The 24,399-nt window shown below is 67.9% G+C and carries 19 protein-coding genes and 1 pseudogene; 14 read left to right on the top strand and 6 right to left on the bottom strand.

All coding sequences use genetic code 11. From position 1 onward, the window contains the following. Nucleotides 1-104: 104 nt before the first annotated feature. Both ACM608_RS05025 and ACM608_RS05030 read left to right on the top strand, forming a co-directional pair. Nucleotides 105-1,175, top strand: a complete 1,071-nt coding sequence (locus ACM608_RS05025; RefSeq protein WP_419682165.1) for an alkaline phosphatase family protein — start codon at nt 105-107, stop codon at nt 1,173-1,175. A 307-nt stretch (nt 1,176-1,482) separates the two neighbouring features. Continuing rightward, nucleotides 1,483-3,075, top strand: a complete 1,593-nt coding sequence (locus tag ACM608_RS05030) for an MFS transporter (RefSeq protein ID WP_419682166.1) — start codon at nt 1,483-1,485, stop codon at nt 3,073-3,075. Between the two features lie 48 nt (nt 3,076-3,123). On the opposite strand, the gene ACM608_RS05035 is transcribed toward ACM608_RS05030, so the two are convergent. Then, nucleotides 3,124-5,751 (bottom strand): TonB-dependent receptor plug domain-containing protein, encoded by a 2,628-nt coding sequence (locus tag ACM608_RS05035; RefSeq protein ID WP_419682167.1) that lies wholly within the window; start codon nt 5,749-5,751, stop codon nt 3,124-3,126. A 641-nt stretch (nt 5,752-6,392) separates the two neighbouring features. On the opposite strand from ACM608_RS05035, the gene ACM608_RS05040 reads away from it, so the two are divergent. The 3 genes from ACM608_RS05040 to ACM608_RS05050 are packed head-to-tail and all read left to right on the top strand — an operon-like array spanning nt 6,393 to nt 8,901. Further along, nucleotides 6,393-6,881, top strand: coding sequence for a RidA family protein (locus tag ACM608_RS05040; protein ID WP_419682168.1), 489 nt, complete (start codon nt 6,393-6,395; stop codon nt 6,879-6,881). A 47-nt stretch (nt 6,882-6,928) separates the two neighbouring features. After that, nucleotides 6,929-8,497 (top strand): NAD(P)/FAD-dependent oxidoreductase, encoded by a 1,569-nt coding sequence (locus ACM608_RS05045; RefSeq protein WP_419682169.1) that lies wholly within the window; start codon nt 6,929-6,931, stop codon nt 8,495-8,497. A 14-nt stretch (nt 8,498-8,511) separates the two neighbouring features. Next, on the top strand, nt 8,512-8,901 hold the full coding sequence (locus ACM608_RS05050; protein ID WP_419682170.1) for a c-type cytochrome: 390 nt from the start codon (nt 8,512-8,514) through the stop codon (nt 8,899-8,901). A gap of 9 nt (nt 8,902-8,910) precedes the next feature. On the opposite strand, the gene ACM608_RS05055 is transcribed toward ACM608_RS05050, so the two are convergent. Beyond that, nucleotides 8,911-9,564: an arylesterase gene (locus ACM608_RS05055; RefSeq protein WP_419682171.1), complete on the bottom strand. Its 654-nt coding sequence runs from the start codon at nt 9,562-9,564 to the stop codon at nt 8,911-8,913. Here ACM608_RS05055 and ACM608_RS05060 point away from each other — a divergent pair. The 6 genes and pseudogenes from ACM608_RS05060 (at nt 9,558) to ACM608_RS05085 (ending at nt 16,910) form a co-directional block, all read left to right on the top strand. Beyond that, the gene (locus tag ACM608_RS05060) at nt 9,558-10,280 is read left to right on the top strand and encodes an ABC transporter ATP-binding protein (RefSeq protein ID WP_419682172.1); all 723 of its coding nucleotides are present in this window, start codon (nt 9,558-9,560) and stop codon (nt 10,278-10,280) included. The genes ACM608_RS05055 and ACM608_RS05060 overlap by 7 nt on opposite strands. Next, nucleotides 10,277-12,772: an ABC transporter permease gene (locus ACM608_RS05065; RefSeq protein WP_419682173.1), complete on the top strand. Its 2,496-nt coding sequence runs from the start codon at nt 10,277-10,279 to the stop codon at nt 12,770-12,772. The genes ACM608_RS05060 and ACM608_RS05065 overlap by 4 nt, the downstream gene beginning before the upstream one ends. Nucleotides 12,773-12,830: 58 nt before the next feature. Next, nucleotides 12,831-14,324 (top strand): sensor histidine kinase, encoded by a 1,494-nt coding sequence (locus ACM608_RS05070; protein ID WP_419682174.1) that lies wholly within the window; start codon nt 12,831-12,833, stop codon nt 14,322-14,324. After that, nucleotides 14,321-14,764, top strand: coding sequence for a response regulator (locus ACM608_RS05075; protein ID WP_419682175.1), 444 nt, complete (start codon nt 14,321-14,323; stop codon nt 14,762-14,764). Before ACM608_RS05070 ends, ACM608_RS05075 begins: the two co-directional genes overlap by 4 nt. Continuing rightward, complete coding sequence (locus ACM608_RS05080; protein ID WP_419682176.1) at nt 14,764-15,801, top strand: sensor histidine kinase; 1,038 nt, start codon at nt 14,764-14,766, stop codon at nt 15,799-15,801. Before ACM608_RS05075 ends, ACM608_RS05080 begins: the two co-directional genes overlap by 1 nt. Nucleotides 15,802-15,867: 66 nt before the next feature. Further along, nucleotides 15,868-16,910 (top strand): annotated as a pseudogene (locus tag ACM608_RS05085) (bifunctional transcriptional activator/DNA repair enzyme AdaA). Nucleotides 16,911-16,965: 55 nt separating this feature from the next. Here ACM608_RS05085 and ACM608_RS05090 read toward each other — a convergent pair. The 3 genes from ACM608_RS05090 to ACM608_RS05100 all read right to left on the bottom strand — a co-directional run bounded on the left by ACM608_RS05090 (nt 16,966) and on the right by ACM608_RS05100 (nt 20,872). After that, a complete protein-coding gene (locus tag ACM608_RS05090) occupies nt 16,966-17,481 on the bottom strand; it encodes an FxDxF family PEP-CTERM protein (protein ID WP_419682177.1) in 516 nt (171 codons plus the stop codon). A gap of 254 nt (nt 17,482-17,735) precedes the next feature. Then, nucleotides 17,736-19,928: a primosomal protein N' gene (locus ACM608_RS05095; protein ID WP_419682178.1), complete on the bottom strand. Its 2,193-nt coding sequence runs from the start codon at nt 19,926-19,928 to the stop codon at nt 17,736-17,738. Beyond that, entirely contained in the window at nt 19,925-20,872 is a 948-nt protein-coding gene (locus ACM608_RS05100; protein ID WP_419682179.1) for a hypothetical protein, read from the bottom strand. Before ACM608_RS05100 ends, ACM608_RS05095 begins: the two co-directional genes overlap by 4 nt. A gap of 139 nt (nt 20,873-21,011) precedes the next feature. On the opposite strand from ACM608_RS05100, the gene fsa reads away from it, so the two are divergent. The 3 genes from fsa (at nt 21,012) to ACM608_RS05115 (ending at nt 23,187) form a co-directional block, all read left to right on the top strand. Then, nucleotides 21,012-21,665, top strand: a complete 654-nt coding sequence (gene fsa / locus ACM608_RS05105; RefSeq protein ID WP_419682180.1) for a fructose-6-phosphate aldolase — start codon at nt 21,012-21,014, stop codon at nt 21,663-21,665. 62 nt (nt 21,666-21,727) lie between these two features. Beyond that, nucleotides 21,728-22,288, top strand: a complete 561-nt coding sequence (locus ACM608_RS05110; RefSeq protein WP_419682181.1) for a DUF484 family protein — start codon at nt 21,728-21,730, stop codon at nt 22,286-22,288. Continuing rightward, the gene (locus ACM608_RS05115; RefSeq protein ID WP_419682182.1) at nt 22,273-23,187 is read left to right on the top strand and encodes a tyrosine recombinase XerC; all 915 of its coding nucleotides are present in this window, start codon (nt 22,273-22,275) and stop codon (nt 23,185-23,187) included. Before ACM608_RS05110 ends, ACM608_RS05115 begins: the two co-directional genes overlap by 16 nt. A 138-nt stretch (nt 23,188-23,325) precedes the next feature. Here the strand turns inward: ACM608_RS05115 and ACM608_RS05120 are convergent, their stop codons facing one another. Beyond that, nucleotides 23,326-24,378: a methyl-accepting chemotaxis protein gene (locus ACM608_RS05120; RefSeq protein WP_419682183.1), complete on the bottom strand. Its 1,053-nt coding sequence runs from the start codon at nt 24,376-24,378 to the stop codon at nt 23,326-23,328. Nucleotides 24,379-24,399: the final 21 nt, after the last annotated feature.

Genomic DNA, 24,399 nt, shown 5'->3' on the forward strand with positions numbered 1-24,399 from the left:
TGTCTAAGGCTCGCCAAGCCGCCGCTGGCCGATTCTCGTCGGACCGAGGCTCCTATGGTGGCAAGTGGTGCCGGCCTTCGCCGGCTTGACGATGGGGTGGTGAGATGCGGAAGTTGGTTGCTGTTCTGATCGCGGGTGTCGCGGCGCTTGCTGGCCCCGCCTTTGCCAAGGACAACGGCCAGCGCCTGATCCTCGTCACCCTCGACGGGATGCGCTGGCAGGAGGTGTTTCGCGGGCCCGATCCCCAGCTGATCGAGGACAAGGCGTTCACCGATGACGAGATCCGCCCGCTCGCCAAGGCGGCGTGGATGGACGTGCCCGATCGCGCCGCCGCCCTGATGCCCTTCGTCCATAAGATGGCGGAGGCGGGCGTGCTCTATGGCGAGCAGGACAAGGGCCAGTGCATGCGCGTCGCGAACGGCATGTGGTTCTCCTACCCCGGCTATAACGAGATCCTGACCGGCAAGCCCGACGACGCGATCCGCAGCAACGACAAGGTCTACAACAAGAACACGACCTGGCTGGAATGGCTGAACAAGCGGCCGGGCTTCCAGGGCAAGGTCGCGGCGGTGTCGATGTGGGATGCGTTCCCCTACATCATCAACGACAAGCGGAGCGGCGTGGCCGTGAACGCCGGTATTCCGGGCAACAAGTCGCCGACCGACGTGCTCGCCGTGCGGCAGGCGATCGATGCGATCCGCGGCCCCAAGCCGCGCGTGCTCTACGTCGCCTTCGGGGAGACCGACGAGGTCGCCCATGCCGGGCAGTACAACCAGTACCTCTATGCCGCGAACCGCACCGACGACCAGATCCGCCAGATCTGGGAGGCGGCGCAGGCCGACCCGGACTATCGCGGGCGGACGACGCTGATCGTCACCACCGATCACGGACGCGGGGCGGCGCCGAATGTGAACTGGACCTATCACGCCAGCGCCGCCGCCGTGGTCGCCGCCAACAAGCCCGGCACGCCGGAGGAGATCAGGAAGAACGGCTTCGCCGGATCGAACGAGATCTGGTTCGCCGCGATGGGCCCGGCGGTGAAGCAGGGCGCGGCCCCGTCGGGCGACTGCCTGACGCAGGGGCAGGTCGCATCCAGCGCGCTGACCGCCCTGGGCGAGGACTGGAAGGCGTACGACCCGACGATCCCCGCGCCGTTGCCGCCATTTGCCAGATAGTTCGTCATCTCGGACGTGATCCCGGATCCCGCTGCCTTGCGGACCGCCCGACGAAGCGGAACCCCGGATCACGTGCGGGATAATGGCTTCAAAGGCCCCCTGAAGGTTCCGGAGATTCATTTCGTCACTGTTGCCGTAATTTAGGAACCGCAGCGGCGTTGAAAGCCGCAAAGGTCGCAACCCAACGCAGGTGCGCCTGCGCCTGCGCGCGCAAGAGGGGATGGGTCCGCCCTCCGATCTCTTCCGATGCCAAGCGCTTGCCCTTCTGTTCGCTCCCCGTAATACCGGGGCGAGGAGAGGGGGCCATATGTCATCGCACACACCCGCGCAGAGTGAGGCCGCGCGTAACCGGCTGGTGATCGTCGCGTCGACGCTCGGCACGGTGTTCGAATGGTACGACTTCTTCATCTATGGCACGCTTGCCGCGATCATCGGGCGGCAGTTCTTTCCGGCGGGGAACGAGACGGCGCAGTTCCTGCTGGTGCTCGCGACCTTCGGCATCGGGTTCGGGATGCGGCCGATCGGGGCCGCGTTGTTCGGCCATTTCGGCGATCGGCTGGGGCGGAAGTACACGTTCCTCGCGACGATCGTGGTGATGGGCCTTGCCACCGCACTGGTGGGCGCCATGCCCTCCTATGCCAGCATCGGCGTGGCCGCCCCGCTGCTCCTGGTCGTGCTGCGCGTGTTCCAGGGGCTGGCGCTGGGCGGTGAATATGGCGGGGCGGCGATCTATGTCGCGGAGCACGCGCCGGCGGGCAAGCGGGGGTTCTATACTAGCTTCATCCAGGCTGGCGTGATCGGCGGCTTCCTCCTCAGCCTGATCGTCACGATCACCGCGCAACTCGCCGTCGGCGACGAGGCGTGGCAGGCCTGGGGATGGCGCATCCCGTTCCTGTTCTCGATCGTGCTCCTCGCCCTATCGCTCTGGGTGCGGCTGATGCTGCACGAAAGTCCGGTGTTCCAGGCGATGAAGGCGAGCGGCGACATCGCCAAGGCGCCGCTGAAGGAGACCTTCGCCAGCTGGGGCAACGTCAAGCTGGTGCTGGTGGCGCTGTTCGGCCTCGCGGCGGGGCTGACCGTCATCTGGTACACCGCGCAGTTCCAGGCGCTCTATTTCCTGCAGAACACGCTGCATATCGCCGACACGCCCGCCCGCGCGATCGTGGGGGCGGGCGCGGTGGTCAGCCTGTTCTGGTTCATCCTGTTCGGCTGGGTGTCGGACAAGATCGGGCGGAAGAAGCCGATCGTGATCGGCTATGCGCTCACCATCCTCGCCATCTTCCCGCTGTTCCACTGGATGGCGGCGAGCGGCAATCCCGAGCTTGCCGCCGCCAGCGCCCGCGCGCCGGTGGTCGTGACCGGCAGCGACTGCACCTACGATCCCTTCGCGCAGAAGGAGCAGCCGACCGCCTGCGGCAAGGTGCTGGACGTGCTGTCGAAGAAGGGCGTGTCCTATACCAAGGCCACGGGCGCAGTCGGCGCGGCGCCGGTGCTGACGATCGGGGGCGAGCCGGTCGACGCATCGGACAAGGCGGCGATCGAGGGGGCGCTGACGCGGGCGGGCTATCCGCTGGACAAGATCACGCCGCCACTCTCCCGATCGGTGCAGATCGTCATGGTGATCGCGCTGATCGGGTTCCTGTCGGGGATGACCTATGGCCCGGTCGCGGCGTTGCTGGTCGAGCTTTTTCCGGCACGCATCCGCTATACGTCGCTGTCGGTGCCCTATCATATCGGGACGGGGTATTTCGGCGGGTTCCTGCCGCTGATCAGCCAGTACATCGTGGCGCGGACGGGCGATCCCTTCGCCGGCCTTTGGTACACCGTCGCGGTGGTCGCGATGGCGCTGGTGGTGACGCTGATCTGGCTGCCGGAGACGGCGGGGCGGGAACTGGACTAGCAATCCGGTCTCCGCGCCCGGCGTGAACCGGGCGCGGAGTGATCGCCGTCAGAACTTCACGCGGACGCGGCCGTACCAGAAGCCGCCGTTCATGCCGAAGGGGCCGCCGCTGCGCGGATAGACCTGACCGTCGGCGGTGCCGCCGGTGATCGGGTAGATCGGGTTGTCGACCGTATTCTTGATCTTGTCCGGATAGTTGTTGAACAGGTTCGTCGCGCCGACCGAGAGCGTATAGTGATCGGACAGGGTGTAGCTGACGTCGATGTCGGTGGTGAATTCGGAACCGAACTTGTCGCCCGGATAGTCCTGTTCGGTGGACCATGACGAGTAGAAGTTCTCCCGGACGGTCAACGTGAAGTCGCCGATCGAGTAGACGCCCGAAGCGTTCAGCCGGTGCCGAGGCGAGTAATGGCTGATGTCGTAGATGCGGGCATCGTTGATCGCGACGGGATTGTGACTGGTCACCTTGTTCTTGTTGTAGTTGTACGCGATCGTCAGGTTGAGAGGATTGTCGAGGGCGTTGATCTTGTAGTTGGCGACGACGTCGACGCCGCGCGTGCGCGTGTCGAAGCCGTTGGTGAAGTAGTTGACGTCGCCGCCCTCGCCAACTGCCGCCAACGCAGGTTGCGCGATCAGGTCCGCCGCCGTCACGCCGAAGGACGAGGTGATGCTGATGCGGTTGCGGACCTTGATCTGATAGGCGTCGATGGTGACGGTGAAGTCGGTCATCGGTTCGAGCACGAGGCCGAGGCCGTAGTTGGTCGATTTCTCCGGCTTGAGGCCGACAGCGCCGAAATACTGAGCGATCGGGCTGTCGACCGGGTAGGTGCCGGTCTGGACCTGAACGCCAGCGCTGAAGGAGGTGGTGAGGATCTCGGTCGCGGCCTGGCCTGGCGATGGCGCGTGGAAGCCGGTGCCGACCGTGCCGCGCACCGAGACCCCGGGGGTCGCCTTCCACAGCGCGTTGATCTTACCGACCTTGGCGCTGCCGAAGGTGTTGTAATGTTCGTAGCGCCCCGCCGCGCCGAGGGTGAGCGTGTCGGTGACGTCCGCCTCGACGCTGAGATAGCCGCCCCAACTCTTCTGGGTGGTCGTGCCGGCGGAGTTGGGGCTGGTGCCGCCATAGCCGCTGGCGCCAGGGGACATGCTGACGGTCGAGTCGAGCACGAAGACACCCGGCGCGGTTTCGACGTAAAGCGGCTGCGTGCTGTACGGGCCGATACCGTAGGATTGTTCGTCGCCCGCCGTCGAGGTGTAGGACTCGCGGCGGAACTCGCCGCCGAAAGCGATGGTGATCGGGCTGGCGAGGCCGGCATCGACCTCATAGGTGAAGTCGGCGTTGGCGTTGAACTCCTTCTGGATCAGCTTGCCGAACTTGAACTCGGTCTGAGACAGCGGTCCGTAGGACGCGTTCAGCGACTGGTACATCGACAGGTCTAGCGAATTGCGGGCCAGTGAGGCGGACAGGTCGTAGCGCAGGTCCGACACCTCGCCCTTTACGCCGAGCACGCCATAGGCCTGATCCTTCACGCCGACGAAGCGGGGGGTGAAACCGGCCGGATAGAGCGAGCTGAAGTTGAAGACGTTGCTGTCCTTGATGAAGCCGCCGGCCGCGCAGGTGACGCTGCCCGGCGGGCAGGGCGTCAGGTAGACGGGATGGGCGAAGGCACCGTTCATGCCCAGGCTGTGCGAGACGCCGCCCTCATCCACGAAGGTGCCGGAGATCGGCGGGCGATAGTTGAAGCTTTGGTCCGCCTTCGAATGGGCGAGATTGCCGAAGAAATAGATCTGCGCGTAATCCGCGACGTCGAAGCCGGTATTGAACATCAGCTTGTAGCCGTCGGTCGGTGACGAGCCCCAGATCTGCGCCGGCCCCGGATAGTTCGGGATCTGATCGGCAAGGCCGGGATTGTTCTCGGCCAGGAGTGCCGCCAGCGGGCGGGTGACGCCGCGGCTGGTGCCGTTGTCGTCGAAATACTCACCGGCGAAGGTGATGAAGCCGGCATCGCCCACGGGGAGGCCAACGCTGGCCGCGAACTGCTTGCTCTCTCCGTCCCCGCCATTGTCGTAGAACTGGCCGTAGCGGGCCGTCGCCTCGAAATGCGGATCGGTGCGCAGGCTGTAGTTGAGCACGCCGGCGATCGCGTCAGAGCCGTATTGGGCGGTCGCACCTTCGCGCAGCACCTGAAGATTGCCGATCGCGATCGAGGGAATGAGCGAGATGTCGGCGCCCTGCGAACCGATCGACAGCGCAGTGTCGCCGCCGCCCGCGACCTGGACCAAGGCGGAGCGGTTGAAGCGCTTGCCGTTGATCATGACGAGGATCTGATCGGCGGGCAGGCCGCGCAGGGTGGGCGAGCGCACGAAGGTCGACGCGTCGGAAATGGTGTTCTGGCCCACCGAGAAGGAGGGCACGATGTTGCGCACGACGTCGAGCATGTCGGCGGCCGGCTGCGTGGTCAGTTCCTGCGCGCTGATCACGTCGACCGGGGAGGCCGAGTCGGTCAGGCTGCGGTCGAGGCGGCGAGTGCCGAGGACGACGATTTCAGAAGCGGATGCGCCGTCCTCGGCCTGTGGCGCGGGTCCTGCCTCACGCGGGCTTTCCGGCGTGGTCTGCGCAGAGGAGGCGGCGGCGCTGCCGAGCAGCGCCACGGCCAGCGCTGCATGCGAGATCATCGATCTTGTAATCATTAAAGCTCCCCCGTTGAAGACAACCTCCAGGAGCCTCTCCGTCAAAGCTGCGGTCGATTGCCGCCTGCTTCGATACGCCAACGAACAGCCCTCCGCCGGACAAGTCGTCCGCCACGGAAGCATCAATCAACCGGACGCCTCATCTTCGCTTCAAGCGAAGGGAGGCGCGATCGGGCAGTCTCTTCGATAAGAGTCGATGCTATGTTGCAGATTGCCGCGACGACAAGAGGATTCGTGAAAGAAAAATGACTCCCCGCACCGACGGGTAGGAGAGTGATGTTTTTGTCACATGGTTGACACATGTATTCGATGCGGCATCATGAGTCGGAATCCGGGCCGGAAAGGTATCCGGACTGGAGAGACTCGAAACTGTTGTTGCCATAACTCCGTTCGGGACTCCGTTCCGAGCGGCCGGCTTAAGCTCGACTGTATCGCGGTGGGTGCCTATTCCTTGTTCATGAGGGTGCGTATTTCATGTGCAGATGTCCGCCGCTTAATCAGGCCTGTGCCGCTTCGACGAGTTTTGGCCGTGCCATTGTCGCCGAAAGATGAAAGAGTGGCGCGCCGGCCAAGCCATATGGCGGGGCCGCTGCCATGACCTTGCGATTGCGAGAGGAGACGCTTGAATGAACAAGTTCCTTGGTGCCGCCGCCGCGCTTTTCTTCGCCGGTTCGGCCAATGCGGCGGAGATCGTCCGCCATTCCGCCGGCGCGGAGGCGATCATCCTGGAAGGGGTGACGGTGCCCGCCGGCAGCGAGACGCTGTACCTGAGCGGCCAGCTTGCCGATCCGATCGACCCGACGAAGAAGACGACCGCCGAGGATTACGGCGACACGCATACACAGGCCATTTCAACGTTCAAGAAGATCAAGGCCTCGCTGGAAAAGCATGGCTACAGCATGGGCGATGTCGTCAAGCTGACGGTCTTCGTCGCGGGCGACCCGAAGTTGGGCGGCAAGCTCGACTTCAAGGGCTTCAACGACGCCTACAAGATGTTCTTCGGAACGGCAGAACAGCCGAACAAGGTCGCGCGTTCGACTGTGCAGGTCGCGGCGCTGGTGCAGCCGCAATATCTGATCGAGATCGAGGCGACGGCGGTCAAGGCGCCGAAATAGCCCGCGCCGGCCACTCAGTCCATTCCGACAAGGAAGGTGTTTCCGACATGACCATGAGCCGCCGGTCGTTCCTGACCAATCTCAGCGCGATCGGCGGAACGGCGCTGCTGTTCGCGGGCATGAAGGCGTTCGGCATGGACGTCGCCTCCGCCGTCACGGCACCACCGCCGCTGGAAGGCGGGGGCAAGGGCAAGACGGTGGTCGTGCTCGGCGCGGGCGTGGCGGGGCTGACCGCTGCCTATGAACTGGGCAAGGCGGGCTATGACGTGACGGTGATCGAGGCGCGGGCTTTCGCAGGCGGCCGGGCGCAGACCGCGCGCAAGGGGTTCCAGCTGACCGAGCTGACCGGCCAGTCGCAGACCTGCGATTTCGACGAGGGCCTGTACATCAACCACGGACCCTGGCGCATCCCGTTCCACCAGCGATCCACGCTCCACTATATCCGCGAGTTCGGTATCGAGCTGGAGCTGTTCAACAACGACAACGACAACAGCTACATCTATTCGACCAAGGGCAGCGGGCCGCTGGCCAACCGGCCGGTGCGCAAGGCGGAGATCGCGGCGGATGCGCGCGGGCATTCGGCCGAGATCCTGGCGAAGGTGGTGGGGGCGGGCGCGCTGGACCAGCAGTTCAGCGCCGCCGACCGCGAGCTGTTCATCGAGTACCTCGCGACGGAGGGTTACCTCGACCTCAAGGACAAGAGCTATTCCGGGACCGAGGGGCGCGGCTGGATCACCAAGCCGGGCGCGGGGCTGAACGGAGGCGTGCCGTCAAAGCCCCATGCGATGAAGGACGTGCTCGATTCGCAGGCCTGGCGGGTGCTGTCGTCAGTGTCGAACTGGGACCAGCAGCATACGATGTTCCAGCCGAAGGGCGGGATGGACCGGCTGCCCAAGGGCTTTGCGGAGCGGATCGGCGACAAGATCCGCTATTCGACCGAGATCGAGAAGATCCGGCAGTCCGCCAAGGGCGTCACCGTCAGCGTGGTGGATGCGACCGGCAAGCGCGGGACGGTGACGGCGGATTATTGCATCAACACCATTCCATTGTCCGTCCTGAAGATGATCGACAACGGCATGTCGCCGCAACATCAGGCGGCGATGGACGGCGTGTCCTATGCGCCGGTCGGCAAGATCGGCCTGCAGATGAAGCGAAGGTTCTGGGAAGAGAACCACTGGATCTACGGCGGCCATGTCTACACCGACTTCGGCGAGATCGGCTCGATCTCGCTTCCTTCGACCGATTGGCTGGGCAAGAAGGGCGTGCTTCTCGGCTATTACAACTTCATCGGCGATGCGGCGAAGGTGAGCGCGCTGAGCCCGGCCGACCGGGCGAAGTTCGCGGTCGATTTCGGGCAGAAGATCTTCCCCGAATATGCCGAGAGCTACGAGAACGCCTTCTCGGTCGCCTGGCACCTGGTGAAGTACAATCTGGGCGGCTGGGCGCAGTGGACGGAAGAGGCGCGGGCGCGCGACTATCCGGTGCTCCTCCGCCCCGACCGCCGCATGTACCTGGCCGGCGAGCATATGAGCCATATCGGCGGATGGCAGGCGGGCGGCATCGAGAGCGCATGGATGCAGATCGACGCGCTGCACCGGCAGGCCTCGGCGGCGTAGGGGAGCATCGGGCGATGAGGGGGATCTTCGGGGCGGTCGCGGGTGCGGTGGCGCTGCTGGGTGCGACGGCGGGTGGTGCTGCGGCCCGCGGCGCGGCGGTGTTCGCGAACAACTGCGCGGCGTGCCATCAGGCGAACGGCAAGGGGATACCGGGCGCCTTCCCGGCGCTGGCGGGCGACAAGTTCGTGACCGGTGATCCGCGCGCGGTGGCGCTGACCCTGCTCAACGGCCGGGGCGGGATGCCCGCATTCGCCGAGGTGCTGAAGGACGACGAGCTGGCGGCGGTGGCGAACTATATCCGCTCGACCTGGGGCAACAAGGCCGCGCCGGTGCCGCCGGCCTTGTTCGCGGCGGGGCGCAAGGGCGGTAAGGCGATCCTGTCGCGGCCGATCCCGGCGCATTGAGGCGCGGGATCAACGTGTGCGAGGCAGCGCCTTCTTCACCGCGGGAAGCATGAGGCGGAGGTTGGCGGCGACGCCTTTTGCGTTGGGGTGGATGCCGTCGGGCTGGGTGAGCGCCGGGTTGCCGGCGGAGGCTGCCAGGAAGAACGGGTAGAGCGGGACGGCGTGGCGCTTGGCGAGCATGGGGTAGATGTCCTCGAACCGGCGGCGATAGGCAGGGCCCAGATTGGGGGCGGCGCGCATTCCGGCGAGGAGGACCGGGATGTTGCGGCGCTTCAGCTCGGTGAGGATCTGGTCGAGGGTCTTGGCGGTCTGCGCCGGGGGCAGGCCGCGCAGCATGTCGTTGGCGCCGAGTTCGACGATGACGAGGTCGGGTTTCACCTTGAGCCCACGCAGGCCCCAGCGGAGGCGTGCCCAGCCCTGCGCGGCGGTGTCGCCGGAGATGCCGCCGTTGCGGACGGTGACGGGCAGGCCATCCTTGCGGAGCGCGGCCTGAAGCTGGGCGGTGAAGCCATCGCGCGGGGGCAGGCCGTAGCCGGCGGTGAGGCTGTCGCCGAACGCCCAGATGGTGAGCGGGGCGGGCGCCGCGAAAGCGGGACCGGCGACCAACAGCGCAAGGGCGTAGACAAGGCCGGAAAACAGCCCATATCGCCTGAACAGTGACATCCGCCTTCTCCTCCGCACCCGACGCGCCCGAACCCGTTAGCACCGTCATCGCGGCGCGTAACGTCACGCTGACGCTGGGGCGGGGAACGGCGGCGGTCGAGATCCTGCGCGGCATCGATCTTACGGTGACGGCGGGGGAGACCGTGGCGCTGCTGGGGCCGTCGGGATCGGGCAAGTCTTCGCTGATGGCGGTGCTGTCCGGGTTGGAGCGGCCGAGCGGCGGGGCGGTAGAGGTGACGGGCCTCGATTTCGCGCGGCTGGACGAGGATGCGCTGGCGATCGCGCGGCGCGGGCGGATCGGGCTGGTGTTGCAGGCCTTCCACCTGCTGCCGACGATGACCGCGCTGGAGAATGTCGCGGTGCCGCTGGAGCTGGCGGGCGAGGGCGACGCCTTTGCGCAGGCGGAGGCGGAGCTGGTCGCGGTGGGGCTTGGCCACCGCATCCACCATTATCCGGCGCAGCTTTCCGGCGGGGAGCAGCAGCGGGTGGCGATCGCCCGTGCGCTGGCACCGAGGCCGCAGCTGATCTTCGCCGACGAACCGACCGGCAATCTGGACGGCAAGACGGGTGCCGCGATCATGGACCTGCTGTTCGCGCGGCGGGAGGAGGCGGGGGCGACCCTGTTCATCATTACCCATGACCCGCAGCTGGCCGAACGCTGCGGCCGGGTGATCGCGCTGGCCGACGGGCGGATCGTTTCCGACCAGCGGCGATGAAGCTCGCGCTCCGCTTCGCGCTGCGCGATCTTACACGCGGCGGGCGGGGGCTGATCCTGCTGGCGCTGTGCCTGTTCCTCGGCACGGCGGCGCTGGCCGGGATCGGCAGCCTGTCGGCGAGCATGATCGCCGCGCTGGACGCCGAGGGACGGACGATCGTCGGCGGCGATCTGGAGATGCGGGTGTCGCAGCGGCGGGCGACGGTCGAGGAGGCGGCGGCCTTCGCCGAGCATGGGCGGGTATCCGAGACGATCACCCTGCGCGCGATGGCCGAGGCGGAGAATGGCGCGGCACCGGTGCTGGTCGATCTGAAGAGCGTCGATGCCGGCTGGCCTCTGGTCGGACGGCTGACAGCGGAACCGGGCGCAATCGCGGCGCGGCCGGGGGGCGGGCGGGTGATGATCGCCCGCGCGCTGGCGGACCGGCTGAACGTGCGGGTGGGCGATGCCCTGCGGATCGGCCCGGCGCGGTTCCACGTCGGCGGCCTGATCGCGGAGGAGCCTGATGCGCTTGGTGAGGGGTTCTCCTTCGGGCCGCGTGTGCTGATCGACATGGCCGGGCTGGATGCGACCGGGCTGGTGCAGCCGGGCAGCCTTTATGCGAGCCGGTACAAGATCGTGCTGAACCGGGGCGAGCGGCCTGTTGAAGTCGCCGAGACGCTGAAGAAGGCGTTTCCGGGCGCCGGCTGGTCGAGCCGCACGGTGGAAGAAGGGGCGACGAGCCTGAAGCGCGGGATCGGTCAACTGACGCAGTTCCTGCTGCTGGTGGGACTATCCGCGCTCGCGATCGCGGGAATCGGCGTCGGCAGCGGGGTCGCCGGGTATCTCGCGGGCAAGACGCAGATGATCGCGACGATGAAGGTGCTGGGTGCGGAGACCCGCACGATCGCGACGATGTTCCTGGCGGAGCTGGGCGTGGTCGGCGGTGCGGGCATCGCGGCGGGGTTGATCGTCGGAGCGGGCATTCCAGCGATCGTCGGGGCGCTTGCCGGGAGCGCGCTGCCGGTGCCGCCACGGCTGGGCATCTACCCGGTGCCGTTGCTGACGGCGGCGGCGCTCGGCGGGCTGGTGGCCTTGCTGTTCGCGCTGCCCGCGCTTGCCCGCGCGCGGCGGGTGCCGGCGGCGAGCCTGCTGCGCGATGCGCTGGCGGAACGGGGGCGGCCGTCGCTGCTGACGCTGGCCGGCATGGCGGTGATCGCCCTCGGCATCGCGGCTCTGGCGATCGGGACGGCGCAGGACCGCAAGCTCGCGGCGTGGTTCGTGCTGGCGGTGGTGCTGCTGCTCGGCCTCCTCTGGGCGATCGGCTGGGGGATCCGGGTGCTGGTGGCGCGGCTGCCCCGGCCGCGGCGTCCGCTGATGCGGCTGGCGATGGGCAATCTGTGGCGGCCGGGCGCGCAGACCGAGCGGCTGACAGTGGCGCTCGGCCTCGGCTTCTCGCTGTTCGTGGGGATCGCGGCGATCGACACCAGCCTGTCGAGCGAGATGACGCGGAGCGTGCCGGAGAAGGCGCCGCGCTTCTTCGCGATCGATCTTCAGCCGGCGGATGAGCCGGCCTTCGTCGCGGCGGTGCGGGGTGCGGCACCCGCCGCGCGGATCGAGACGACGCCGTCGCTGCGCGGTGCGATCGTGGCCTTGAAGGGGCAATCGGTCGCAGAGATGAAGAACCTGCCGGAGGACGCCTGGGTGCTGCGCGGCGACCGCACGATCACATGGTCGGCGACGGTGCCGCCGCGCAATGCTGTGGCGGCGGGGCAGTGGTGGCCGGCGGACTATCGCGGGCCGCCTTTGGTGTCGCTGGAGGACCGGGCTGCGGAATCGCTCGGGCTGAAGGTCGGCGACGAGATCACCGTCTCCGTGCTGGGCGTCGACGTGACGGCGCGGATCGCCGCGCTCCGCAAGATCGACTGGCGGGCGATGGGGCTGAACTTCGCGATCGTCTTCTCCCCCGGCCTGATCGAGGAGGCGCCGCACGGGCTGCTCGCCGGGGTCTATGCACCGGCGGAGCGCGACGGGGCGATCGCGCGAGCGGTGGGGGCGGCGCTGCCGGCGGTCACCTTGGTGCGGACGGGTGACGTGATCTCGCAGGTCGGCGAGCTGATCGGGCGCATCTCGCTGGCCGTACGGGTGGCCGGCGGGGTCGCGGTGGCCGCGGGCGTCGCGGTGCTGATCGGAGCGATGGCCTCCTCCGCGCAGAGCCGGCGGCGCGAGAGCATCGTGCTGAAGCTGCTGGGCGGCACGCGCGGGCAGGTGCTGGGCGCGCAGGCGATCGAATTCGCTTTGCTTGCGGTCGTGCTGTCGGCGGTAGCGCTGGGCGTGGGCTGCGCGGCGGGGTGGTACACGATCACGGGCCTGTTCGATCTCGGCTGGGCGCCGGGATGGGGCACGATCGCCGCGACCCTGGGCCTGGCGGTGCTGCTGACCACCGGCATCGGCGTGCTGGGGAGCCTTCCGCTGCTTCGCGCCCGGCCGGCCGAGGCCCTGCGCGACGCGTGAGCCCACGCCGCTGAATCCGCTGGAAAAGCCGGTCCGCTCCTCCTAGTAGGGCGGCGCTGTGGCCCCCGTCGAGAACGCCGAACAAATCGCCGAGCGGCGTTTCGACCGCAATGTGCTGAGCCTCTTGGGCGTCGGCTTTGCCGCGCTGTTGATCGCGGGCCTTGCCTCGATGCTGGTGATGATCCGCAGCCAGGATCAGGTGGAGTGGATCAACCACACCTATGAGGTCGAGCGGCAGGTTTCCGACCTTCGCCTCGCGCTCGAACAGATGCGCAGCGCCCGGCGCGGCCTGTTGCTCCGCATGTCCCTGCCGGAGGAGAGCGCCTATGAGGCTGCCCACGCCCGGCTGGAGGCCGGGATCGAGCGCATCCGCCAGCTGACGGCCGACAACCCCAGGCACCAACGTGACGTCCAGTTGCTGGACCGGCAGGCGAGCGAGCTGGACCGGCTTTTCCGCGGCTCCATGCGCGTGGGTGCGTCTCGTGCCTCGGTGGACGAGGCGAAGCGCATGGCTGCTGCTGCGGCGCTTGAGATGACGGCACTCCGGATGCTTGACGCGGAACGCGGCCTGCTTCGCGAGCGGGATGCGGCGCAGCGCATGAGCGTCACCGTGTTCTACGCCGTGGTTGCGCTCGTGCTCGCCCTGATCGCCGGTATCGGCATCGCGTCCGTCTTCATCATTCGGCGCTATACCCGCGCGCTGTCCGTTTCCCGCAACGCGTTGCGCGACCTGAACGAGAATTTGGAGGCGGCGGTGCAGGTCCGCACCCTCGACCTGCAGCGGGCGAATGACGAAATCCAGCGTTTCGCCTATATCGTCTCCCACGATCTCCGATCGCCGCTGGTGAACGTGATGGGCTTTACCGCCGAACTCGACGCTTCGATCAAGCCGCTGCGGGCGATGATCGAGAAGGCCGAGGAGGTCGCGCCCGAGATCGTCAGCGAGGATGCGCGGCTGGCGGTGGCGGAGGACCTGCCGGAATCGATCAGCTTCATCCGCACATCGACCCAGAAGATGGACCGCCTGATCAACGCGATCCTGCGCCTGTCGCGGGAGGGGCGGCGGACGATCGCGCCGGAGGCGCTCTACCTGGACGAACTGGCGCGGAGCGTGATCGACAATCTGCGCCACCGCATCGACGAGAACGGCATCACCGTCACCATCCAGGAGCAGATGCCGCAGATCGTCACCGACCGGCTGGCGCTGGAGCAGATCCTGTCCAACCTGGTCGAGAATGCGGTGAAGTACCTGCAACCCGGCCGGCCCGGCGAGATCGGGATCGGTTGCGAGACGCGGCACGGCCGCATCCTGCTGTCCGTCAGCGATAACGGCCGGGGCATCGAGGCGCGCGACCATGACCGCGTGTTCGACCTGTTCCGCCGATCCGGCATTCAGGATCAGCAGGGCGAGGGCATCGGCCTCGCCCATGTTCGTGCGCTCGCTTATCGGCTAGGGGGCACCATCGGGCTGGAATCGGAGCTGGGCCGCGGCTCCACATTCACGGTCAATCTGCCGATCGCCTATTCAGAAGGCAGGGGGGACAAGTCATGACGAACCAGCAACCCGTCAACATCGTGATGGTCGAGGACGACGAGGGCCATGCGCGCCTGATCGAGAAGAACATCCGCCGCGCGGGCATCTCCAACCACATCCACCACTTCCTGGACGGCAATACGGCGCTGCAGTTCCTGTACGACGACCCCAAGGGGCCGGCGAAGAACGGCCCTGCGCTGATCCTCCTCGACCTCAACCTGCCGGACATGAGCGGGACGGACATCCTCGCCAAGATCAAGGCGGAGGGGAGCCCGCTGAAGCGCGCGCCGGTCGTCGTGCTGACCACCACCGACGACAAGCTGGAGATCCAGCGCTGCTACGATCTCGGCTGCAACGTCTACATCACCAAGCCGGTGAACTATGAGAGCTTTGCCGACGCGATCCGTCAGCTCGGCCTGTTCCTCTCGGTGATCCAGGTGCCGGACGTCGAGGACTGATGACCGGCGCCGCCGCAACCTCGATCCTCTACATCGACGATGATGACGGACTGCGGCGGTTGACGCGGCGGGCGCTGGGGCGCGCCGGCTATGCGGTGACATTGGCGGGGAGCGGCGCGGAGGGCATCGCGCTTGCGCGCGAGACGGCGTTCGATCTGGTCGCCGTGGATCATTACATGCCCGGCCTCGACGGCCTGCAGACGCTGGCCGAGCTGAAGACGCTGCCGGCGCCGCCGCCCGTCATCTACGTGACGGGCTCGGAAGAGGGGCGGCTCGCCATCGCGGCGCTGAAGGCGGGTGCCATCGACTATGTCGTGAAATCCGCGACCGAGGACTATTTCGACCTGCTGATCCGTGCGATCGAGCAGGCGCTGGAAAGCGTCCACCTGCGCGCCGCCAAGGAGGCGGTCGAGGCGCAGCTGCGCGAGAGCAACGAACGGCTGCAGACCCTGCTGAGCGAGGTGAACCACCGCGTCGCCAACAGTCTGCAGCTCGTCTCCGCCTTCATCCACATGCAGGCGCGCGAGGTGACCGATGCCGGCGCGAAGGCGGTGCTGGCCGATACCCAGCGGCGGGTCGCGGCGATCTCGCAGGTTCACAAGAGGCTCTACACCTCGGACTCGGTGGAGGCGGTGGACATGTCGGACTACCTCCAGGCGCTGGTGCAGGAACTGGGCGACACCTGGTCCACGCCCGCCGCGCCGCGCGAGATCCGGCTGAGCGCCAACCCGCTGAAGCTTGCGACGGACAAGGCGGTGGCGGTGGGAATCATCGTCACCGAACTGGTCACCAACGCCTGCAAATACGCCTATGCCGCCGATGCGCCGGGCGAGGTGCGTGTCGCCCTGAGCGAGAGCGACGGCGCTTTCCGCGTGGTCGTGGAGGATGATGGCTGCGGCCTCGGCCAGTCGCCGGTGAGTACGGGCACGGGGCTCGGATCGAAGCTGATCGGCGCGATGGCGGCGACGCTGCGAGCGACGATCGACTATGAGCCGTCGGATCCCGGCCTGCGTGCGGTGCTGTCGGCGCAGATCTGATGCCCGCGCTTTTTTAAAGGCAAGCGGCGGGATGCGGCCAACCGCATGTTGCGGCATCCTGCGGCCATGAACACGATAAGCATCGATGCGGAGGAGGCCTGGGCGGCCGTGCTGCGGCGCGACCGGGCGTTCGACGGCCGCTTCGTCACGGGCGTGCTGAGTACGGGGATCTATTGCCGTCCGTCATGCGCCGCGCGGCATCCCGCAAGGCGGAACGTCGTGTTCCATGCCGATGGCGCGGCGGCGCGGGGGGCCGGGCTGCGGGCGTGTCTGCGGTGCCGCCCGGACGAGATTGCGCGCGACGAAGCGGGGATCGCGCGGGCGGTAAAGCTGATCGAGGGCGCGGAGGAGCCGCCGTCGCTGGCCGAGATGGCCGAGGCGGCCGGCTATGCGCCGCATCATTTCCACCGCCTTTTCCGACGCGCGATGGGTGTGACCCCGGCTGCCTTCGCGCGCACCGTGCGGGCGCAGCGAACCGAGGATGCGCTGGGTGGCGGCGCGGCGGTGACGGACGCGATCTACGAGGGCGGGTTCGCCGCACCCTCCCGCTTCTATGCGGAGGTGCCGGACCGACTGGGCATGACACCATCGGCCTGGCGTGCGGGCGGACGCGGGGTGACGATCCGCTGGTCGGTCGCGGAGACGACGTTCGGGACGATCCTGGTGGCGGCGACATCGCGTGGGATCTGCCGCCTGGCCTTCGAGGAGGATGCCGCTCGGTTGCGCGGGCGCTTTCCCGCTGCCGACATCATCGAGGATCGGGATGGGCTCGGCGGCTTGCTGGAGCAGGCGGTGGCTGCGGTCGAGCGGCCGGAGTTGCGCGGCGACCTCCCGCTCGACATCGCGGGCACGGCGTTCCAGACCGCGATCTGGCAGGCGCTGGCGGCGATCCCCCCGGGGAGACGCGCAGCTATGCCGCGCTGGCGGCGGCGGCCGGAAACGCCCGCGCGGTGCGCGCGGCAGGGACCGCCTGCGGGTCCAACCCGGTCGCCGTGCTGATCCCCTGTCATCGGGCGGTGCGCGCCGATGGCGGGATGGGCGGCTATGCCTGGGGTGAAGGGATCAAGCGCGCCCTGCTGGCGCAGGAGAAAGCTGGCACCGCGCAATAAAAAGGGCCGTGGTCCGAAGACCACGGCCCTCTTCGAACCCCCCTTGGGTTAACCGTCAGATCGCAACAGCGACCTGCGAACGCCGGCGACGCAGCTGCATGCCGCCCAGGCCGAAGCCGGTCACGAGCATCGCCCAAGTCGCAGCCTCAGGAACGGCGGCGGTGACGTCGATCGTCCCAGAATAGCTGGCGGCGTTACCGGAGGTGCCTGCAACCAGCAGGGTATTGGCCAGCGCGGCAGCGCCGTCGAACGTCCGGAATTCGTACTTGCCCTCACCGACCTTGGTGAAGTCCGCCCCGTTGAAGGTCACCGACGTGAAATCGATGTCGCCCGGACCACCGGCTTCAGGGCCCGCATAGGAGGAGCTGATCGTCAGGCTGACCAAATACCCGTTCGGGATCGAGAAAGCCGGAAAATTTCCGACGTTGAAGGTGTCGGAGAAGGTCGGCGAGGCAACGAGGTTGTTGCCGAACGTCCCCGTCGTGCCATTGAAAGTCAGATAGGTTGCCGCCGACGCAGGCGCGGCAATCGCAGAAACCGCGAACATCGCAGCGATAAGTACATGCTTCATCGTCGCCTCCCCGCCCTGAGCGGTCTTGAAGTCTCGCCACCCGGACGATCCGGAGGGCCAAGCCGATACCGGTCAGGCATCGTTAACAAAATCGCAACTACCATCCGAAACGAGCTTCCGCAACGCGGCGGAAACGGCGAGCCGCCAAAAAATCGATCCGATTTACGAGATTTAACCTCAATTTGTGCCAGTTTGATGCAGTCCCGAAAGGAACCGCATGCTGCGACGCCAGAGCCCCCGATCGAATAGGCGTTTCAGAGGAAGTTGTAGGGATCGACGTCCACCGCGATTCGGACCTTGGGATCGGGAGCTACCAGGTCCAACCAGGTCCGGATGAACTCCTGCGTCCCCGCGCTCCGCCGCGCGTGGACGAGCAGGCGGTGGCGATGGCGGCCGCGCAACATGCCAAGCGGGGCGGGGGCGGGGCCGAAGACGCTGATCCCCTCCTGGCTGGGCGCTGCCCGCCCGATCGCCTCCGCCATGCGCCGGGCGCGATCGCCGTCTTCCGACGAGATGATGATGCCGGCGAAGCGGCCGAATGGCGGGGCGGCGGCCATGCGCCGGGCCTCCGTCTCCGCCGCGTAGAAGCCGTCCGCGTCCCCGCCGACCAGTGCGCGGATGACGGGCGCGTTCGGCTCTCGCGTCTGGACGAGGACGCGGCCGGGCTTGGCGGCGCGCCCGGCCCGGCCGGCGACCTGGGCGATCTGCTGATAGGAGCGCTCGGCCGCGCGAAGGTCACCGCCGGACAGGCCGAGATCGGCATCGACCACGCCGACGAGCGTGAGGTTCGGGAAGTGATAGCCCTTGGTCACCAGTTGCGTGCCGATCACGATGTCGATCTCGCCCGCCTCCATCCGGTTGACGAACTCGGCGGTGCGCGCAGGCGACCAGAGGGTGTCCGAGGTGACGATCGCGGTGCGTGCCTCCGGGAACAAGGCGGTCACCTCGTCGGCGATGCGCTCGACGCCGGGGCCGCAGGCGACCAGGCTCTCCGCCTCGCCGCATTCGGGGCAGGCGGGCGGCGGCGGGATGCCATGGCCGCAATGGTGGCAGGCGAGCCGCGCCGTCAGCCGGTGCTCGACCATCCAGGCGGTGCAGTTCGGGCATTGGAAGCGATGGCCACAGGTCCGACACAGGGTGAGCGGGGCGTAGCCGCGTCGGTTCAGGAAGAGGAGCGCCTGTTCCTTGCGCTCCAGCGTCTCGGTCAGCGCCTTGACGAGGGCGGGGGCGAGCCAGCGTCCGCGCTGGGGCGGATCCTGCAGCATGTCGATCGCGGCGATATCGGGCATCTGCGCGCCGCCGAAGCGGGCGGGGAGCTTCAGTTCCTTGTAATGGCCGAGCGTCACCTGCTGGCGGGTCTCGATGGCGGGAGTGGCGGAGGCGAGGATGACGGGGATCTCCTCGAACCGGGCGCGCATCACCGCCGTGTCGCGGGCGTGGTAGAGGACGCCGTCCTCCTGCTTGAAGCTGCTTTCATGCGCCTCATCGACGACGATCAGGCCGAGATCGGCATAGGGCAGGAACAGCGAGGAGCGGGCACCGACGACGACCTTGGCCTCGCCACGCACGATCGCGCGCCAGGCGCGGCGGCGCTGGGAGCTGCGCAGGTCCGAATGCCAGGCGACGGGCGCGCAGCCGAACCGCGCCTCGAACCGCTTGAGGAAGGGTTCGGTGAGCGCGATCTCCGGCAGGAGGACGAGGGTCTGGCGGCCGGCGGCGAGCGCCTCTGCCACCGCCTCGAAATAGACCTCGGTCTTGCCGGAACCGGTCACGCCGTCGAGGAGGAAGGGCTGGAAGCTGCGAGCGGCGACGGCGGCGCGGAGGGTGGCGGCGACCTGACCCTGTTCGGCGCTAAGCGCGGGCTGGTCGAAGGCCGGGTCGGGGAGGGGGTAGGTGTTGTCGATCGTGACCTCCACCGCCTCGATCGCGCCGGCGTTGACGAGGCCGCGGATGACGGCGTCCGACACGTCGGCAATGGCGGCGAGTTCGCGGACGAGGCCCTGACGCCCTGCGAGGCGGTCGAGCGCCTGCTGCCGCTGCGGCGTCATGCGCGGGGGGATGACGCCGGTGGGACGGTATTCGGTGACCGAGCGCGCGCCGTCGAGCGCGCTGGCTGAGGCGAGCGCCATGCGCAGGACGGCGGCGGGCGGGGCCATGTAATAGTCGGCGGTCCACTCGATGAGGCGGCGGAGCGCGGGCTTGAGCGGGGGCAGGTTGTACGCGCCAAGGAGCGGGCGGAGGCGGTTGTCGCCGACCTCCTCTGACGGCAGGCGATCCGCCTCCCACACCACGCCGGCTAGCTGGCGGGGGCCGAGGGGGGCGAGGACGATCGAGCCTGCCTCCACCGCCATGTCCTGCGGCACGCGGTAGTCGAGCGGCCCCAGCGCGGCGTTGAGGGTGAGGACGCGGACGCGGCGCCGATCGAGAAGCACGGGGTCGCCGATCATGGCGCGCGGCTTTCCTGCCTCAGAAGCTCCTCGAGACTGGTGCGCACGTCCTCCGGGGGCAAGAGAGCGAGTTCCGTGACGGAACGGGTGCGGCCGAGTTCGACGGCGAGGCGGTAGCCGAACCAGTAGCCCGCGCGGGGCGGATAGCCGGGAAAGCTGTCGTTGGCGGTGAAGAGCTTGGCGTAGGTCTCGCCCGTGGCATCGAGATTGTCGAGGACGAGCCCTGCCGTCTCCGCCCGGCGGGCGGCGATCCGCTCGGGCAGATCGGGCGGGGTGCCGAACAAGGCCGCCGCCGGCACGCCGGGGTTGAGCCGGCCCGAGGCGTAGGCGGCGAGACCCTCCGACCATGCGCCCCACCAGACCGGCAGCGGATCCCTGGCGAAGGCGGCGGGCTGAAGCTGGCGGTGGTAGAGGTGGAACATCTCGTGGTGGATCAGCACCGGCAGCGTTCGCTCGCTCTGAAGGCGGGAGATGACGTCGACGCCGAAGAGCAGGGTGCTGCGGCTTGGCCCGGGAATCATCGCGCCGTCGAACCGGCCAAGCGAGACGCCGAAGACGATGTCGGAGGTGCAGCGGAAATCCGGGAAGGCGGCGAGGAAGCGGCGCTGCATTCCGGCGAAATCCCGGCCGATCAGCCGCTGCATCACGGCGAAGGCGGCGGGATCGAAGGGGCGGAGGCCGGGCTGCGCCGCACCGCCCGCGAAGAAGAGGCGCGCGGGTTCGCGGAGTTCCTCCGGGCGCGTGATGCCGCCGACGAGGTAATAGGCGGAGAGGCGCGGTGCCAAGTCGCGCACGAACAGGTCGGCGCGCTGGTCGGGGGTGAACGTGCGGGTCGCGGCGGAGAAGCGGGCGAAGGCGGGCAGCGTGTTGACCACGCGGCAGCCGGGGGCGGCGTCAGCGGCGGTGGCGGAAAGGAGAAGGGCGAGGAAGATGAGGGTGCGCACAGGTGCCCGATAGGTGGGGGCGCCGGGGGCGGCAATCCACCCGGGCGAGCAGCATCGTCACGCCACGTCCCGGCTGAGGGGTGACGGTCGGGGTCGGAGCGACTAGGGGAGCCGCCAAACCTCCACGGGATTCGCAGCCATGAAGTTCTTCGTCGACACCGCCGACACCAACGACATCGCCGAGTTGGCCGAGAGCGGCCTTCTGGACGGGGTCACCACCAACCCGTCGCTGATCGCCAAATCCGGCAAAAGGTTCGTCGATGTCGTCGCGGAGATCTGCAAGCTGACCCACGGCCCGGTCTCGGCCGAGGTGGTCGCGATGGATCACGCGACGATGATGAAGGAGGCCGAGGTGCTGCGGAAGATCGCCGACAATGTCGCGATCAAGGTGCCGCTGACGCTGGATGGCCTCAAGACCTGCAAGGCGCTGTCGGACGACGGCACTTTGGTCAACGTGACGCTCTGCTTCTCCGCCAATCAGGCGCTGCTGGCGGCGAAGGCGGGTGCGGCGTTCATCTCCCCCTTCGTCGGCCGCTGGGACGATATCGGCAGCGACGGCATGAACCTGATCGCCGACATCCGCACGATCTACGACAATTACGCCTTCGGGACGGAGATCCTGGTCGCGTCGGTCCGCCACCCTATCCATGTGCTGGAAGCGGCGAAGATCGGCGCGGACGTGATGACCGCGCCGCCGGCCGTCATCAAGATGCTGCTCAACCATCCGCTGACCGACAAGGGCCTCGCCGGCTTTGCCGCGGATTGGGAGAAGACGGGGCAATCGATCCTGTAGCCAGGGGCCCCCGTCACAACGAATCCATGCAATGTTAACCAAAGCGGGTTAGCTTGCCTTGCATGGCGACGGTGATCGACTTCGGGCCACATGCGATGGCCAGCCTGCGCGCCCGGGTGGCGGCGGTGGAAGAGGTCAACCGCGATCTGCTCGCCTTCGCGCGCGGCCATTCCGGGGCGGTGTCGGCGATCCATGGCGCCGTGCTGGAGGCGATGGGCGCGGAGGATCTGGAGCACCTGATCCATATCGTGACGCAGGTCTGGCCGGACACGCTGGGCCTTGATGCAGTGGCGATCGGGCTTGTCTCGGGCGGCAGCGCGCTCCGCGCCGATGCCGGGGGGCATCACGCCTTCGATCCCGACCTGCTCGCCCATGTCGTCACCCGCATCGATCCGGTGATCCTGCGCAATGTCGGGCGCGGTCATCCGTTGTTCGGCCCGGCCGCCGACCTGATTGCCGCCGAGGCCCTGGTCCGGCTGGAGGATGAGAACGGGCAGGCGATCGGCGTGCTGCTGCTCGGCCAGCGCCGGGCGCAGGGGTTCGAGAACCGGGCGGGATCCGAACTGCTGATCTTCCTCGGCGCGTCGATTTCGCGCATGATCGGGCGGTGGCTGACGGCTTAGACGATCTGGTTCACCCGGCCTCCGCCATCGTCGCGGACTGGGAACGGCATCTTGCGGTGGATCGGCGGAGGTCGGCGCATACCGTGCGGGCTTATGGCGCAACCGCGCATCGACTGGTGCGCTTCCTCGGACAGCATCTTGGCAAGCGGGTAGACGCGGTTGACCTCGCGAAGGTTGGTGTCGCCGATCTGCGCGCGTTCCTGGCGCTGCGGAGGGCTGAGGGTCTCGGCAACGCGTCCGCCGCGCGGGAATTGTCGGCGGTGAAGGGCTTCCTCGCCTTTGCGAGCGGGGAGGCGGCACCTCGTATGCGGGGGCCGCGCGTCAAAAAGGGCGTGCCGCGCCCGATCGCGCCCGATCGCATCGCCGCGATGGTGGAGGATGTCGAGGAGAGCGCGTCGGCCCCTTGGATCGGCGCGCGGGACGAGGCGGTGCTGCTGCTGCTCTACGGCGGGGGCCTGCGCATCGGCGAGGCGCTGCGGCTGACCGGCGCAGTGTTGCCGCTGGGTGCGACGATCCGGGTAACGGGCAAGCGGGACAAGACGCGGATCGTGCCGCTGCTCGCGCCCGTGCGCGAGGCGATCGAGCGCTATGTCGGGCTGTGTCCCTATCCGCTCGGCAAGGACGCACCGCTGTTTCGCGGGGCGAAGGGTGGCCCGCTGTCGCCCGCGCTGGTGCGGCGGGCGGTACAGGCGGCGCGGACGCGCCTGGACCTCGACGCGCGGGCGACGCCCCACGCGCTGCGGCACAGCTACGCCACGCATCTGCTCGGCCGGGGCGTGGACCTGCGATCGCTGCAGGAGCTGCTCGGCCATGCCAGTCTGAGTTCGACGCAGATCTACACGGCGGTGGATGCCGCCCATCTGCTCGACGTCTACAGGCACGCCCATCCAAGGGCGTGAGGGTACGCGGGGCGAAGAACTTGAGCATCACGAAGTCCCTTGGTTTGGGTGCGGGACTTCAATGACGGAAACTGGCTAAGTCCCGATTAGGGTTTGTTCCAGGTTGATAACGACTTTCGTTGCATGGCCGTGCCGAGTTCACGCGGCGGCGCGGAGTTGTGGCGCGTTGGTCTGTGTGGAGCGGCTCTCGATACAGCCGATCCAGCCGAGGCCCTTGTAGGTTTCGTAGCCTGGCGTTTCCGCGAAGGCGACGAGACGATCGCCGTTTCGATAGTGGCCGCGCCTGCAGTCCGCCGTCTCGAGGCCGAAGGTCTCGGTGAGGAAGCCGCGATCGTCGGAGGCGGCGATGACCTTCATCGAACGATCAAGGATCAACAGGCGCGCATCCTCCCGCTCCTCGCGCGAGAGGCCGATGCCGGCGAGAACCGCGCGGGCTTGCGGCGCCCAGTCGAAGAAGATGCCCAGCGCGCCGATGCGCTCGCCATGAGTGTCGCCACCCTGACGGACGGCGGTGGAGTATGTGGCAACCGCCGCGCCATCGAGCGCAGCCTCCGTCCCGATGTCGCAGACGTGGAAGTCGTCGCCGGAATCGAGCGCCATCGCGCGGCGGAACCACTCGGAAGAGGACACATCCATGCCGATGGCATGGCGGTAGCGATCGGGGCGGCCGGTCGCGATGACACGACCGTTGCGGTCGGCGACCCAGAGATCGAGGTAGACGGTATAGGAGCGCAGGATCGTCGCCAGCCGGTCGGAGGCATGGGCGCAGCTTTCGGGCGTCGCCTCCTCCGCCGCGTTCACCACCGCGCTGTCGGTGGCCCACCAGCGGACGTCGCAGGAGCGCTCGTACAGGTTGCGGTCGATGATCTCGACGGCGGAGCGGGCGAGGTCGGCATAGCGTTCGCCCCGGAAGTCGAGCACCATTTCCGCGCCGGCGGTTTCCAGGAGCGCGACGTTGCCGGCGATCGCATCCCGCAGTTCGCTGCCGATGCCGCGAATCTCCTGCGCGATGGCGGACATCTCCTGCGCCACGACCGAAAAGGCGGTGCCGGCCGTGCCCGCTCGCGCCGCTTCGAGCCGCGCGTTCAGGGCGAGCACGCCCGCCTGCCGCATCACGCCATCGATGCGACCGACCTTGTCCTCGGTGATACGCGTTACTTCGTAGAACAGCTTGAGTAGATCGTCCTGCATCGCCCGTGTTCCCTGAAGAGA

Origin of the sequence: Sphingomonas sp. ID0503 (genome assembly GCF_048565625.1) — a bacterium.
Classification (GTDB): Bacteria; Pseudomonadota; Alphaproteobacteria; order Sphingomonadales; family Sphingomonadaceae; genus JBLZUR01.

Bases quoted from the DNA above. Each gene is read 5' to 3' on its own strand.
- ACM608_RS05025 (WP_419682165.1), top strand. From the start codon at position 105: ATGCGGAAGTTGGTTGCTGTTCTGATCGCGGGTGTCGCGGCGCTTGCT.
- ACM608_RS05030 (WP_419682166.1), top strand. From the start codon at position 1,483: ATGTCATCGCACACACCCGCGCAGAGTGAGGCCGCGCGTAACCGGCTG.
- ACM608_RS05035 (WP_419682167.1), bottom strand. From the start codon at position 5,751: ATGATCTCGCATGCAGCGCTGGCCGTGGCGCTGCTCGGCAGCGCCGCC.
- ACM608_RS05040 (WP_419682168.1), top strand. From the start codon at position 6,393: ATGAACAAGTTCCTTGGTGCCGCCGCCGCGCTTTTCTTCGCCGGTTCG.
- ACM608_RS05045 (WP_419682169.1), top strand. From the start codon at position 6,929: ATGACCATGAGCCGCCGGTCGTTCCTGACCAATCTCAGCGCGATCGGC.
- ACM608_RS05050 (WP_419682170.1), top strand. From the start codon at position 8,512: ATGAGGGGGATCTTCGGGGCGGTCGCGGGTGCGGTGGCGCTGCTGGGT.
- ACM608_RS05055 (WP_419682171.1), bottom strand. From the start codon at position 9,564: ATGTCACTGTTCAGGCGATATGGGCTGTTTTCCGGCCTTGTCTACGCC.
- ACM608_RS05065 (WP_419682173.1), top strand. From the start codon at position 10,277: ATGAAGCTCGCGCTCCGCTTCGCGCTGCGCGATCTTACACGCGGCGGG.
- ACM608_RS05075 (WP_419682175.1), top strand. From the start codon at position 14,321: ATGACGAACCAGCAACCCGTCAACATCGTGATGGTCGAGGACGACGAG.
- ACM608_RS05080 (WP_419682176.1), top strand. From the start codon at position 14,764: ATGACCGGCGCCGCCGCAACCTCGATCCTCTACATCGACGATGATGAC.
- ACM608_RS05090 (WP_419682177.1), bottom strand. From the start codon at position 17,481: ATGAAGCATGTACTTATCGCTGCGATGTTCGCGGTTTCTGCGATTGCC.
- ACM608_RS05095 (WP_419682178.1), bottom strand. From the start codon at position 19,928: ATGATCGGCGACCCCGTGCTTCTCGATCGGCGCCGCGTCCGCGTCCTC.
- fsa (WP_419682180.1), top strand. From the start codon at position 21,012: ATGAAGTTCTTCGTCGACACCGCCGACACCAACGACATCGCCGAGTTG.
- ACM608_RS05110 (WP_419682181.1), top strand. From the start codon at position 21,728: ATGGCGACGGTGATCGACTTCGGGCCACATGCGATGGCCAGCCTGCGC.
- ACM608_RS05120 (WP_419682183.1), bottom strand. From the start codon at position 24,378: ATGCAGGACGATCTACTCAAGCTGTTCTACGAAGTAACGCGTATCACC.